This is a genomic window from Chitinophaga sancti (assembly GCF_034087045.1).
Classification (GTDB): domain Bacteria; phylum Bacteroidota; class Bacteroidia; order Chitinophagales; family Chitinophagaceae; genus Chitinophaga; species Chitinophaga sancti_B.
This window is the reverse complement of the sequence record NZ_CP139247.1, coordinates 3,445,592-3,459,380: the sequence shown is the minus strand read 5'-3', so window position 1 is coordinate 3,459,380 and position 13,789 is coordinate 3,445,592. Positions and strand designations below refer to the sequence as shown.

Genomic DNA, 13,789 nt, shown 5'->3' with positions numbered 1-13,789 from the left:
TATTTACTTATATACTCTTTTAAAACTGTCAATAGATGCAGTCCTTTTCCTCCTGACCTCCTATTTATTATCTGCAAAGAAGCTCCCTATATGCTGTATTAAGATTAATACTGACAATAGATATTATTTATGAAAATTTTACTAACCGGTAGCACAGGTTATATTGGCAAAAGATTACTCTCCGTACTCCTTGAGCAAGGTCATGAAGTGTACTGCCTGGTAAGAGATCGCAACAGGGTAAACCAGGAATTATATACACCGCATATTATTGAAGCAGACCTGCTGAAACCCATATCCCCCGGGTTGATCCCTCGTGATATAGACGCTGCATATTACCTGGTACATTCCATGAGTAAAAAAGGGGATTTTACTGAAATGGAAAAACGCTCTGCAATGAATTTTGTATCCGCTATGAATTACACTTCCGCCAGACAAATCATCTACCTCGGCGGAATTGTAAATGCAGATAACCTTTCCACACACCTGCATTCCAGAAAGCAGGTGGAAGAAATACTCGCAGATTGCAAGGCAAGCATTACAGTATTACGCGCTGGAATTGTAGTTGGCTCAGGAAGTGCATCCTTTGAAATAATCCGCGACCTGACAGAAAAACTACCCGTTATGATCGCTCCTGCATGGCTCAATATACATACACAACCCATTGCCATCCGAAACGTAATTGAATTCCTGACAGGTGTACTCCTGAAAGAAGAAACTTTCGGAAAAACTTACGACTTGTATGGTGCGGATAAGTTAACATATAAAGAAATGCTCCAGATCTTTGCTGAAGAAAGAGGATTGAAAAGATACATCTTAACAGTGCCCGTAATGACACCAAGACTTTCGTCTTATTGGCTATATTTCGTAACGTCTACCTCCTACATGCTTGCCAGAAACCTTGTCGATAGTATGAAGGTAGAAACTGTTGCACGCCCCAATAACCTGGCAGAAACATTAGGAATCTCCCTTATCAACTACCGCATGGCTATCAGGATGGCCTTTGATAAAATAGAACAGGATATGGTATTATCTACCTGGAAAGATGCCCTCAGCTCTGGCAACAATCTTCATAGCCTGCCATATCATATCCAGGTGCCTCAATATGGTTGTTTTAAAGATTGCCGATACCTCAAAGCTGAAAACATCCAAAGTTCAATTGATAAAATTTTTTCTATAGGAGGAAACGTTGGATGGTACTACGCAGATTGGCTTTGGGAAATCAGAGGGTTTATAGATAAATTATTTGGCGGCGTCGGACTTAAACGTGGAAGAAAACATGCAACACGTCTGGCAATAGGAGATAGTCTTGATTTTTGGAGGGTGCTGTATGCGGATCATACCCGAAACAGGTTATTGCTATATGCAGAAATGAAATTACCAGGTGAAGCATGGTTAGAATTTAGTGTCTCCGATGCAGGAATAATTCGCCAGGAAGCCACTTTCAGACCTGTAGGGCTTACCGGACGTTTTTACTGGTACCTGATGCTCCCATTTCATTATTTCATATTCCGCGGCATGCTCCGAAAAATAGCAACAACCTGATAAATTTAAAAAAGTCAGGAATGGGTAGGTTGCCGGCATTCAGATATCCATCTTTCCCTGGCAAACAATTCGTAGAAAACAATCTGTGATCCGATCAACTTATCCATAAAACACATCTTCTACAATACCAGGTCCTTGATTTCATAGCCTGGTTCAAAAACTTACCCTACCAGGCACAAAAAATGCAAAATCCGCTCTAAAAGCGGATTTTGCATTTTTTAGCTATTTACTTTATTGTAAGCTTCTCATTTTCCAATCTATATTGGTTCGCTCAATGGTCAGTAAACCAATTTATTTTTCATCACTATTGTATGAACTGATTGGCGACGCACATCGGAGCTATTTCCACTTAATCGCAAAAAGGATAAAGCGGACAAAGTTTCAACTTCGCTTTCTTTATAGATTCGTAGCTAACTTCAAACTCTTCGGTATTGTTGGCTTTAGGTGTCTGTGCACCTTTGATTTCTGTTAACAATGTCCGGTAGCGTTCCAGGATCTTAGCCAGGTTTTTACTTGATCCATCGTGCTGGTACGCCTCTGTTGCTTTCTGTGTTAACGCATCAAATGCCTTATTCGCGTTGTCGTTAATAACGACATTCGCCAATATCTCACGTTTGGCGTCAGCCAGCTTTACATTCAATGAATCTTTAGATTGCGCTTTGGTTTGCAGGCAGAAAAGCAGCAGAAATCCACATAATAGTTTGTACATTTTCATAAGATTTAGTTAAAAAGGAATTAAATAAGTGCGGTATATGCAGACCCAATAGTAGCATCTGGTGTTTTACTTTTGACAAGCACTTAATCCCCGAAGTTGTAAAAATACCAACTACCTGCTAACTTTACAAAATCCCTTGCAGTTCGGGTTCCAAATTTCAGGATTTAATGATCGGTCTGCACAATCGGCTTGTTCCGATAGAATGGTGATTTTTAGTTGATACCGAACCTCTTTCATAAGTTCTAATTGGAGCATTCCCAGATCATCCGCTGGTTGCCTAAATTTCTAACATTTCCAAAAAACATTCCCTGAAAACTTTCCCGAAAAAACATTCACCGAAACATTCCCTGAAACATTCACCAAAACATTCCCTGAAAATATTTCCCGAAAAACAACCACTTCAATACCCGCACCTTTCATCTTCGCCCAATATCCAACTTAGTATGATCCCGCCCTATTTTATCAAATATTGATGCACAAACATTGGCTTGCACATAACAACCTGTATGTCAACCGACGAAATTCATCTTACCTTTGTAAACATGATCAATAGAGCGGCTATATATACAGATGGAAGCTGTCACACCCAAAGTGGCCAGGGAGCATGGGTTGCCATCATATTGACTGACGGGGAGAAAGTGGTTTTGTCCGGCAGCGTACAAGACACTACACATAACAGGATGGAATTATCCGCTGTTATAGAAGGTATAAAATATGCTCAAAACAATTTTAAAGGCATCCAATACCTGTACATTTACTCTGATAGCCAGTATGTAACAGGATTGATGGAGCGACAATATAAACTTAGCAATGCAAACTTCACCACCAGTAAGGGGACTTTAATACGTAATGCTGACTTGGTACAGGAACTCTATATCCTGGGGGCACAGATTCAATTGATATTTACCAAGGTAAAAGCGCATCAAAAACAGGGTATTGATATCAATTATAATATTGATGCAGATAAACTGGTCAGAAAGATCATGAGAGAAGAGCTACGCAGAAAAGGCTTTTAATGGACTACCTCCATCAAGCTACCCGAATTAAAAGAGGCCGTATCTTATTAATGATACGACCTCTTCTTATAATAAACAAACTTAGTCAGATACTTACTTCTCCAGCCATTCCCTTGCATTTACAAACGCTGTCAACCAAGGAGATACTTCATCCTTACGTCCGTCAGGATAATGCGCCCAGTTCCACTGAAATATGGAACGTTCTATATGCGGCATCATTACCAGGTGCCTGCCTGTTACATCACACAGCATAGCCGCGTTAAAACCAGATCCATTTGGATTAGCCGGATAACCGTCATAACCATATTTACCGACGATGTTGTATTTATCTTCTTCATATGGGAAGTCAAATTTCCCCTCTCCATGTGAAACCCACACACCTAAAGTACTACCCACAAGATTTGACAACAGTACCGATTTATTCTCCTGGATTGTCACCGATGTAAAGATGCTCTCATGTTTATGGCTGTCATTATGCAACATACGTGGCTTTTCTCCATGATCCAGGTTGATTAATCCCAGTTCTACAAACAACTGACAACCGTTACAGATGCCCAATGAAAGGGTATCTTTACGACTAAAGAATTTTTCGATTGCCTCCTTTGCCTTCGGGTTATAAAGGAATGCTCCCGCCCAACCTTTTGCAGATCCCAACACATCAGAATTGGAGAAACCACCTACAGCTCCTAAGAACTGAATATCTTCCAGCGTTTCACGCCCTGATATAAGGTCGGTCATATGCACATCCTTTACATCAAACCCAGCCATGTACATCGCATTCGCCATCTCCCTCTCAGAGTTACTCCCCTTTTCACGCAATACTGCGGCCTTGATACGGGGTTTTGTACCATCAATGACAGGTCTCTTTCCCGTAAATCCAGCTGGGAACGTAAATTTCAGCGGCTGGTTCTTATAATTTTCAAAACGCTCTTTTGCTTTTACGGTACCACATTGCTTTTGGTCCAACAGGTAGGATGTCGTAGACCATACATCCCGCAGGTGGTTGATGTCAAATTTCCAGTCGCCCGTTGCATGCTTCACCGTTAATGCAGCTGTTGCAGTCACTTCCCCTATCTTATGATAAGCAATGCCAGCTTTTTCAAGTAATGCTTCTACCGAAGCGTCTGCCTGGAAAACCACCCCATTATTCTCTGCAAATAAGATCTTAATAATATCCTCCTCTCCCAATCCGCTCAGGTCAATATTGGCACCCAGGTCACGATCTGCAAAGCAAAGCTCCAGCAGCGTCACAATCAAACCACCACTGCCTATGTCATGACCTGCCTGTATACTTCCGGCTTTGATCAGCTGTTGCAGGGTGTCGAATGCCTGCTTAAAAGTAGCGGCATTCACCACATCAGGTGTCTGGTCTCCAATCTTATTTACGATCTGCGCAAAAGAGGACCCTCCTAATTTATATTTATCTCCTGAAAGATTGATGTAATAGATACTGCCACCACTTTTTCTTAATACAGGCTCCACGACAGCCTTAATGTCATCGCAATGGCCCGTTGCTGATATAATCACAGTGCCAGGTGCAATCACTTCCTTATCAGGGTATTTCTGCTTCATGGATAATGAATCTTTCCCTGTAGGGATGTTGATGCCTAATGCGATAGCAAAGTCGGAACACGCTTCTACCGCTTCATATAATCTTGCATCTTCACCTTCGTTCTTACATGGCCACATCCAGTTGGCCGATAATGATACACTGGTAATGCCATCCTTCAAAGGTGCCCAAACGATGTTGGACAACGCTTCTGCAATCGCATTACGGCTACCTGCAGCTGGGTTGATCAGTGCTGACAGCGGGGCATGCCCAATTGAAGTAGCAATACCGTGCTGCCCCTGAAAATCCAGGGCCATTACCCCACAGTTGTTCAATGGTAACTGTAGCGGGCCGGCACATTGCTGTTTAGCTACACGGCCACTCACACAACGGTCCACTTTATTCACTAACCAGTCTTTACTGGCTACAGCTTCCAGTTGCAGCACCTGTTCCAGGTATTGCTGTAATTTTTGTACATCGTAGGTTACCGGCTGGTAGCTGCGGGTAATGGTTTTATCCCGCATGTATATTTTCGGAGAACTGCCAAACATGTCAGCCATGTCCAGGTCCATTGGCTTCGCCCCTGTAGTGGCAGACTTAAATGTAAAACGATGGTCGCCGGTGACCTCCCCTACTACATACATAGGAGAACGTTCACGTTCAGCAATACGCTGCATGGTTTCAATATTCTCCTGGCCGATCACGATACCCATACGCTCCTGTGATTCGTTGCCAATAATTTCCCTGGCAGAGAGGGTCGGATCGCCTACTGGCAGTTTATCGAGGTCAATCAGCCCACCCGTTTCTTCTACCAGTTCTGACAGGCAGTTCAGGTGTCCTCCCGCACCATGGTCGTGTATAGATATAATTGTATTATGATCACTTTCTACCAGGCCACGCACTACATTCGCTACACGCTTCTGCATTTCAGGGTTAGAACGCTGTACGGCATTTAACTCTATTGCTGAATCAAATGCACCTGTATCTGCAGATGAAACGGCAGCTCCGCCCATACCAATACGGTAATTGTCACCACCCAGGATCACCACCTTGTCATGAACGGATGGCTTCAGTTTAGTAGCCTGACTCGCTTTGGCATAGCCAATACCACCTGCCTGCATTATCACTTTATCGTAGCCAAGGGTCATCCCATGCTCTTCATGCTCAAAAGTGAGCAGAGAACCAGTGATCAGGGGCTGTCCGAACTTATTTCCGAAATCAGATGCCCCGTTTGACGCCTTGATCAGGATATCAACAGGGGTCTGGTACAGCCATTTACGTTCCGCTACCTGGTTTTCCCAATCTCTGCCTGTAGTAAGACGGGAAAGCGCCGTCATGTACACTGCTGTTCCTGCCAACGGAATAGATCCCTGACCACCTGCCAGCCTGTCTCTGATCTCACCGCCAGCACCTGTGGCTGCCCCGTTAAAAGGTTCTACGGTAGTCGGGAAGTTATGTGTTTCGGCTTTTAATGAAATAACCGATTCGAATTCTTTAACCTCATAGAAATCAGGCACATCCGGACGTTTTGGTGCAAATTGCTGCACCATAGGGCCTTTTACAAAAGCCACATTGTCCTTATAGGCAGATACAATACTGTTTGGATTGGTTTCGGATGTTTTACGAATAAGCTTAAACAGGGATAATGGTTGTTCCTGCCCATCTATCACAAATTTTCCGTTAAATATTTTATGGCGGCAGTGCTCAGAATTTACCTGCGAAAAACCAAATACTTCAGAATCCGTCAGTTTACGCCCCATTTTCAGGGACAGATTATTTAAATAATCAACTTCTTCCTCACTTAATGATAAGCCTTCCTTTCGGTTATAGGCGGCAATATCCTCAATTTCGATAATTGGTTCTGGTACAATGCTGATGGTGAAGATATCCTGGTTCAATTCAGCATATTTCTGCAACAGCATAGGGTCAAAATCGTTAAAGTCAGGATCTACCCTACTGTAGGTTTCAATACGTGTGATCCCTTGAATTTCCATATTCTGGGTGATTTCCACCGCATTCGTACTCCAGGGTGTAACCATAGCCGCACGGGGCCCCACATAATAATCTTTCAGTACTTTTTCCTGGTGTAATTGTGCATTCCCGAACAGCCAGCACAGCTTTGAAATATCCGAGGGTGTTAGCTCCTGTGCTTTCTGAACCCCAAAAATTGTATTAAAACTATTTGAAAAAAAATGGATCATACCTGGTCAATTATTTGCAAAAGTAAAATAAAATATGCCAAATTACCTTTCCATTTAAAGGTGGTGAAATCGCTATTTATTTTTGCTAAAATTTTAATGGTTTTAGCTTTCCCTTTAAATTGACAAAAGCAGGTAAAACTTTCCACCCTTTGAGCTATAAGATATATGATGCCCGCCTCCGTCCTTCACTAACCAGGATTTGATAAATATTGCATATTGTTAGCCAATGATCGGGGATCATAAACGGAACCTTTCAATAAAACAATAAATCAATCATATCGGACAAATTTCAATTTTTTCTTGCCTGCAAAACTTACATGCAGGAAATAATGCATCATGAAGAAGTTGTGATTTAACCTGGCAGGATCTCCTTAGTAATTCCTTTTTCAGGTGATCGCAATCTATTCAAGAGAAGGCTATCATCGAATCATTACATTCCAGGAATGTGTGAATGATACAACGATTTTACATTATTACGTAACACTTTCAATTAAACAATCATTGACCTTTACCTGGGTTCAGTATAATCCACAGAAGATGTTAACCAGCCCTTGAACAATTAATATGTAATAGCAGTGTTAATTTCTTCTAAAATAAAATATCAAATTAAATCTACCAGATCATGGGTAAAAAAAAGCGCTTATTAAAGGAAAAGCTTACTAATGCTGTAAAGAAAGTATTAATAGCTTATAATGTTTCTCTTATTAGTGAAATTACAAAGGCCGTTGAAAAATCCATCAACCAGATTGTAAGTAAAACTAAAAAGAAAATAAAAACCAGTAAGAAACCAGTTGTTGCCATAACTTAATATTACAGTTCTCATATTCACATTTTTAAATAAATACTATGTTTTACGACGGTTATCATTTTTGGGGAATGCACCTGGTATGGTGGTTTGTGTGGATGATTTTCATCTTCTGGATATTCGCTATCCCTTACGATATTCCCGGGCAGCGAAGAAAGAGAGAGGCGCCACTCGATATTCTAAAAAGGCGGTTTGCACTTGGTCAAATCACTAATACTGAGTACCAGGAAAAGAAGAAAATACTGGAAAATGATTCTTCCAATTTGTCCTGAAAAATTATTAAATATAAATCAGCAACCCACTATTTATAACCATAGCACTGCCAGGAATTGTTTACTGTACAAATATTGTTAAATAACAGGCCATATGCCTGATAACAAATTGTCAAATAAATGGATAAACACAAAAATATACCTGATGCCAGCGAAATGAATAAAAAGGAAATTCATTTCATTGTTGAAATCATTGAGTATATGCCCAACTCGGTACTAAACAGAATTATTTTAAAGAAAGATACTGGCAATATAACAGTCTCTGCCTTTGCAGCAGGAGAAGAATTGGTAGAAAAAACACTTCCTTTTGATAACTATATTCAAATAATAGATGGCGTTGCTACAATTACCATTGATAATAAACTATACAAATTAGCCCAGGGACAGGGAATTATTATACCCGCGCACTCCACACATTGCTTTAGTGCTGATGAACAATTTAAAATGATTTCGACAATTATTAAAAGCGGTTATGAAGACTAAACCCCTGTTCGCCGCAAGTATGCTTTAAAATTCAAGCATCAGGACTACCGTGGGTAGGTATTCTTATAAGAATTTGGCCTGTCATTTGTGACCTATAAGTGTCAATAAGCCAACATAACTTATAAACATTGAGATTATACATCAAATACATGGTTAGCATCCGTTGTAAGATGGTTGTTAAAGAAGCATTTAAAGAATTAGGTCTTCACTATGTAACTGTAAACTTAGGAGAAGTAAATGTATTGGAAGAAATCACTCCAAAGCAAAGAGAAAAATTAAAGGTAATTCTGCTAAGATCAAAGCTCGAACTGATAGACGACAAAAAAGCTATTCTGATTGAAAGTATAAAAAATGTGATTATCGAAATGGTTCACTATGCTGATGACCTGCCTAAAACAAATTTCTCTGATTATTTAAGTAAAAAATTAGGCTATAACTATACCTACCTGGCAAATATTTTCTCTGAAACACAAGGAACCACTATCGAGCATTTCATAATAATGCATAAAATAGAAAGAGTAAAAGAACTGATTATTTACGACGAACTTAACCTCTCTGAAATAGCTTACAAACTCCATTATAGTAGTGTCTCACACCTATCCCATCAGTTTAAAAAAATAACAGGTTTAACCCCTACCTATTTCAAAACCCTGAAAAATAAAAAGCTTAACCTACTCGAAAATTTATAAAAGATTTTCCAGCTATCAGTACAGCATAAGTTAATGCCCGGACCTGTGAATTATACAAGTTAATTCTATAATAGTATAATTATAAGGAACACAATTAGGTGACCTTTACTAATAAGGAACCATGGCAGGCATAACTGCATTAACAATGGGTATCGGATAGGATAAACTGAATAAAGGAAGTAGCAAAAATGGTACGGTCCCACATTCAAAATTGAAAGGGAGCTGTACACTGATATCAAAAAATTACAATCATGCAAATCAATATAAGTAGTCTGATAGGCTATCACCTGGAAGCCACAGATGGTGAAATGGGAAAAGTAACAGCGTTTTATTTCGATGATGTCACCTGGACGATTCGTTACCTGGTTGTTGAAACCGGCAATTGGTTGTCTGGCCGAAAAGTATTGATATCTCCCGATACCATCCTTAAAGAGTCCGGCAAAACCGGCTTATTCAGTGTAAATCTTACAAAATCGCAGGTAAGCAACAGTCCGGCTATTGATACAGAGAAACCGGTATCGCAGGATCAGGAAGTTGAATTATTCAACCATTACCCCTGGCCAAATTACTGGGAGGGTGGATTTTCTGCCAGTGGTGTTTGGGGGATACTCGCCCCTACTTCTTCAACGAATATTACCTTTGAGACAGATACACACCATCCTCTTTCTTCAGCCGATAGCAATACGCACTTACATAGTACAAAGGTTGTTGCAGGGTATGATATTCATGCTACAGATGGCGATATCGGCCATGTAAAAGACTTTATAATAGAGGATCATACCTGGAAAGTAATATTCTTTGTAGTGGATACACATAACTTTTTCCCCGGAAAAAAAGTATTGTTACCTGTCAGTAATATCCAGGCGATACAATGGAAGGACTCCAAAGTGATAATAAATATTACACTGGAGGAAGTTAAACAAAGCAGGTTATTTGATATAGCGGAATTCACCCAATAGTAAAGAGCACTGATGAAAAATAAAATAATCATAACAGACCATAGACCTATCCGACCAGTTACCGAAAGCCGGACATCCCCCCTCCGGCTTTCCTTCTTCTACAAATTCAACCGCCCTTGCGCTGTCTCCGTAGCACCACTCCTTTCCCTCGCCGGCATTACCTTCTTCCCGAATTTATAATACACACTTACTACCCCTCTCCTGCTATCATATCGGCTATATCCGTACGATTTTAAAACTAAACTTACATTTTATAAAGGCAAATTAACTACTCGTCAAGAAAGTTTCTATATCCTTACACACCACCCTGGTTTAGGACTCATCATCACAAAACAATGCGCCAACGTGATCATAAACGGTATACTAAATAACGCCGAAGAATTAATCTCCGGCGTTAGTATTCAATTATCTTCATCTGAACAATACCCATTTATCCAGGTTCCCCCTCTTACTGACACACCGGCGTTACCACCAGCAATGTCAACGGTACCTGGCGATATTTCTTAAACACATCAAAATTCAATTCAGCAGGTAAATCCTGGAAGAACCTTTCATCGGCCTGCAAAAACACATTATCCTTCTTGATCTTGAAAAATATCTTACTCCACTCTTTTGTCACAGCCACCTCCTCATTCTTGTCAAACAGTTCCCCTATGGTGGTCCCGGCTCCATATCCTGATGTTGTAATCAATTTAGCAGAATTTGTTGACAACCGCTGTACCTTACCTCCATTGATATCTGAAGTTTCCATCAGCAGGTAGGAGCTATCTTTCAATGTAGCCTTTACATAATACCATTTCCCCTTCTCATAATCCGTATTGGTAGTATCAACCCTTGCAGGGGCTAGTGTTTTAATGACATCGCTGATACTACATAAGGAAGTAGTCCCTAAAAGCTTGTCTGTGATGACAAGTCCCTCTGTATTTACATGTTTCTTACTCTGAATGCTGGTGCAGGCAGTAAAACATAACGTGGAGAGGGCGAAATAATAGAATAATTTCATAGTTCTTTAATGTTAATTAGTCACTAACGTAAGAGTAATAATTGGCAATAACTATGTTTCTCGTCAGTCCGGGAGTTGATTTTGTAAGGAAAGCGAAAATGCACGCTTGAATTGATAGAAATTGTTAACCCGGGAAATTGCCCCCTAACCAGCTGGCAAATTTATTCCCCACCCTGATGAAAAAAACAAAAGACCGCCCTATCTTGTAAACGACATCGGTCGTCAGACAAAACACAAACGTTATGAAACGGATTATTCTATCATTCGCAGCGGTCTCTGTATTTTTTCAATATACAGCAGCACAATCCCCCTTATATACCTCCGTAGATCCTTTCATCGGCTCCGGTGGAGATGGACATATCTTTGTAGGCCCATCTACCCCCTTTGGCATGGTAAAACCAGGCCCGGATTGTAAAGGCCATAGCAACAGCGGATATATTGCGGATAAGAAAGCCCCCCTCCTGGGCTTTAGCCAGACCCATGTAAGTGGTACCGGTGGCGGTCCCAAATACGGGAACATCCAGATCATGCCTTTCTCCGGCGATTTTGATTCCATCTACCAGGAATCCCCCAGGGGTGAGGAGATCGCCAAAGCCGGCTATTACAGCATACTACTGGAAAAGTGGAAGATCAAAGCAGAACTGACCACCGCCGACAGAGCCTCCTTCTATCGTTTTGTATTTGACAAAAAAGGAAAGAAAGCCATAAAACTGGATGCCGGTTTCTTCCTCGGTGAACCGTCTACCCCCGATCCGGATGCACGCGAGGCACAGCAGTTCGTAGGCGCTGAAGTAACAGTAACGGGCAATAACGAGATAAGGGGCTACACCCGCATCAGGGGAGGATGGAATAACGGTTCAGCCTATACAGTTTATTTCACCCTGTTGTTCGACCATCCTTTCAATACCTTCTCCACCTGGAAGAACAAACAATTATACCCCGGGAAAAACACCCAGTTTGACTCCGGCGAAAAGACCGGGGCTATCGCCTATTTTGATGGCGCAGCCGGAGATACGATACAGGTAAAAATTGGCATCTCCTACATCAGCGCAGAGAAAGCCCGCTATAACCTGGATCAGGAAATTCCTGACTGGCAGTTTAACAAAGTACTGGCAGCCACCCAGCAAAAATGGGAAAAGCTACTTAACAAAGTAGAGATCGACCAATCCGCTACACAGGAGCAGCGCATTATGTTTTATACCGGCCTGTATCACACCATGCTGATGCCTGTGGACAGAACCGGAGAAAATCCTTTATGGATCTCTAATGAGCCTTATTATGACGATTTCTATGCCATATGGGATACCTTCCGTTCTTCCAATCCATTACTCACCCTCATTACGCCTTCCAGGGAAGTCAGTATTGTCAATTCCCTGCTGAACATCTACCATCGTGATGGTTACATGCCTGACGCACGCAGTGGTAATTACAATGGCCGTACACAGGGAGGTTCCAATGCCGATGTGCTGATTGCCGATGCCTATGTAAAAGGACTTCAGGGCATTGACTACAACCAGGGCCTGCAGGCGATGCTGAAAAACGCCGACGTGCCCCCGGGAGGAATTGAAGAAAAAGAAGGCCGTGGTGGATTGACGGATTATAATACCCTGGGCTATGTATCTACACGCTTTGTAAGAGCAGGCACACGTACGGTAGAATATGCATACAACGACTATTGTATCGCCACCGTTGCAAAAGGGCTGCAACAGGATAGACTGTACAACCGTTTTCTAAAACAATCTGATAACTGGCAGAATCTATGGAGACCCTATGAGAACAATGGTGCTACCGGGTTTATACTCCCCCGGAATTCCGATGGAAGATGGGTGGACACCATTGACTGTAATGTGCTGAATGCGCCTGTCAAAAAGATGGAATACAATCCGCTGGCAGTAGATTATCCGATGTGTGTATGTTGGTGGTGTGCATTTTTTTATGAGGCCAGCTCATGGGAATATTCTTTGTATGTACCACACGATGTGAAAACGCTGATCAGCAAAAGTGGCGGAGAAGAAGCATTCAGAAAAAGACTGGATATATTCTTTAACAACAAGTACTACAATGTATCCAATGAACCCTCCTTCCTCACGCCCAATTTATATCACTGGATAGGCAGACCGGATCTGAGCTCTATAAGAATCCATCACATTATAGACAGCAGTTATAATACATCTGCTGCCGGTTTGCCCGGTAATGATGATTCCGGCGCGATGTCTTCCTGGCTGGATTTTCATATGATGGGGCTCTTCCCAAATGCAGGACAGTCTTATTACCTGATCAATGCACCGTATTTTAGTAAGACGGTAATTCATCAGGAAAATGGAAAGGATTTTGCCATCATCGCACATCATCTTTCAAAAAAGAATAGTTATATCAGGTCGGTAAAACTGAATGGGCAGGATTATGATAAGTCCTGGTTAGAGCACCAGGATATTGTAAATGGAGGAGAACTGGTACTGGAAATGGGAGATAAACCTTCTACATGGGGTACACAGGTGAGGCCACCATCAAAATAAAAGACTATTGAAAAGCCCCCGGAATATTCGGGGGCTTTT

Annotated in this window: 11 protein-coding genes; 8 read left to right on the top strand and 3 right to left on the bottom strand. The window is 41.4% G+C overall.

Annotated elements, in window-relative coordinates; translation table 11 throughout:
- Positions 1-129 precede the first annotated feature (129 nt).
- The gene (locus SIO70_RS14395; protein WP_320581556.1) at positions 130-1,542 is read left to right on the top strand and encodes an SDR family oxidoreductase; all 1,413 of its coding nucleotides are present in this window, start codon (positions 130-132) and stop codon (positions 1,540-1,542) included.
- Positions 1,543-1,891: 349 nt separating this feature from the next.
- Here SIO70_RS14395 and SIO70_RS14390 read toward each other — a convergent pair whose 3' ends face one another.
- Complete coding sequence (locus tag SIO70_RS14390; RefSeq protein WP_320581555.1) at positions 1,892-2,251, bottom strand: hypothetical protein; 360 nt, start codon at positions 2,249-2,251, stop codon at positions 1,892-1,894.
- A 512-nt stretch (positions 2,252-2,763) separates the two neighbouring features.
- Between SIO70_RS14390 and SIO70_RS14385 the strand changes: the two genes are divergently transcribed.
- Positions 2,764-3,273 carry a ribonuclease H gene (locus SIO70_RS14385; RefSeq protein WP_320581554.1) on the top strand — a complete coding sequence of 170 codons (510 nt, stop codon included), beginning with the start codon at positions 2,764-2,766 and terminating at the stop codon, positions 3,271-3,273.
- A 93-nt stretch (positions 3,274-3,366) separates the two neighbouring features.
- On the opposite strand, the gene purL is transcribed toward SIO70_RS14385, so the two are convergent.
- Entirely contained in the window at positions 3,367-7,023 is a 3,657-nt protein-coding gene (gene purL, locus SIO70_RS14380) for a phosphoribosylformylglycinamidine synthase (protein ID WP_320581553.1), read from the bottom strand.
- Between the two features lie 622 nt (positions 7,024-7,645).
- On the opposite strand from purL, the gene SIO70_RS14375 reads away from it, so the two are divergent.
- The 5 genes from SIO70_RS14375 to SIO70_RS14355 all read left to right on the top strand — a co-directional run bounded on the left by SIO70_RS14375 (position 7,646) and on the right by SIO70_RS14355 (position 10,231).
- A complete protein-coding gene (locus SIO70_RS14375; protein WP_320581552.1) occupies positions 7,646-7,831 on the top strand; it encodes a hypothetical protein in 186 nt (61 codons plus the stop codon).
- Between the two features lie 38 nt (positions 7,832-7,869).
- On the top strand, positions 7,870-8,100 hold the full coding sequence (locus tag SIO70_RS14370; RefSeq protein WP_320581551.1) for an SHOCT domain-containing protein: 231 nt from the start codon (positions 7,870-7,872) through the stop codon (positions 8,098-8,100).
- 120 nt (positions 8,101-8,220) lie between these two features.
- Positions 8,221-8,583 (top strand): cupin domain-containing protein, encoded by a 363-nt coding sequence (locus tag SIO70_RS14365; RefSeq protein WP_320581550.1) that lies wholly within the window; start codon positions 8,221-8,223, stop codon positions 8,581-8,583.
- Positions 8,584-8,732: 149 nt separating this feature from the next.
- Entirely contained in the window at positions 8,733-9,272 is a 540-nt protein-coding gene (locus SIO70_RS14360; RefSeq protein WP_320581549.1) for an AraC family transcriptional regulator, read from the top strand.
- A gap of 251 nt (positions 9,273-9,523) precedes the next feature.
- A complete protein-coding gene (locus SIO70_RS14355) occupies positions 9,524-10,231 on the top strand; it encodes a PRC-barrel domain-containing protein (RefSeq protein ID WP_320581548.1) in 708 nt (235 codons plus the stop codon).
- 448 nt (positions 10,232-10,679) lie between these two features.
- Here the strand turns inward: SIO70_RS14355 and SIO70_RS14350 are convergent, their stop codons facing one another.
- The gene (locus tag SIO70_RS14350) at positions 10,680-11,234 is read right to left on the bottom strand and encodes a hypothetical protein (protein WP_320581547.1); all 555 of its coding nucleotides are present in this window, start codon (positions 11,232-11,234) and stop codon (positions 10,680-10,682) included.
- Between the two features lie 242 nt (positions 11,235-11,476).
- Here SIO70_RS14350 and SIO70_RS14345 point away from each other — a divergent pair, with 242 nt between their 5' ends.
- Positions 11,477-13,750 (top strand): GH92 family glycosyl hydrolase, encoded by a 2,274-nt coding sequence (locus SIO70_RS14345; RefSeq protein WP_320581546.1) that lies wholly within the window; start codon positions 11,477-11,479, stop codon positions 13,748-13,750.
- Positions 13,751-13,789 lie beyond the last annotated feature (39 nt).

Excerpts from the sequence above, each read along its gene's own strand:
- SIO70_RS14395 (WP_320581556.1), top strand. The coding sequence starts at position 130 with ATGAAAATTTTACTAACCGGTAGCACAGGTTATATTGGCAAAAGATTA.
- SIO70_RS14390 (WP_320581555.1), bottom strand. The coding sequence starts at position 2,251 with ATGTACAAACTATTATGTGGATTTCTGCTGCTTTTCTGCCTGCAAACC.
- SIO70_RS14385 (WP_320581554.1), top strand. The coding sequence starts at position 2,764 with ATGTCAACCGACGAAATTCATCTTACCTTTGTAAACATGATCAATAGA.
- purL (WP_320581553.1), bottom strand. The coding sequence starts at position 7,023 with ATGATCCATTTTTTTTCAAATAGTTTTAATACAATTTTTGGGGTTCAG.
- SIO70_RS14375 (WP_320581552.1), top strand. The coding sequence starts at position 7,646 with ATGGGTAAAAAAAAGCGCTTATTAAAGGAAAAGCTTACTAATGCTGTA.
- SIO70_RS14370 (WP_320581551.1), top strand. The coding sequence starts at position 7,870 with ATGTTTTACGACGGTTATCATTTTTGGGGAATGCACCTGGTATGGTGG.
- SIO70_RS14365 (WP_320581550.1), top strand. The coding sequence starts at position 8,221 with ATGGATAAACACAAAAATATACCTGATGCCAGCGAAATGAATAAAAAG.
- SIO70_RS14360 (WP_320581549.1), top strand. The coding sequence starts at position 8,733 with ATGGTTAGCATCCGTTGTAAGATGGTTGTTAAAGAAGCATTTAAAGAA.
- SIO70_RS14355 (WP_320581548.1), top strand. The coding sequence starts at position 9,524 with ATGCAAATCAATATAAGTAGTCTGATAGGCTATCACCTGGAAGCCACA.
- SIO70_RS14350 (WP_320581547.1), bottom strand. The coding sequence starts at position 11,234 with ATGAAATTATTCTATTATTTCGCCCTCTCCACGTTATGTTTTACTGCC.
- SIO70_RS14345 (WP_320581546.1), top strand. The coding sequence starts at position 11,477 with ATGAAACGGATTATTCTATCATTCGCAGCGGTCTCTGTATTTTTTCAA.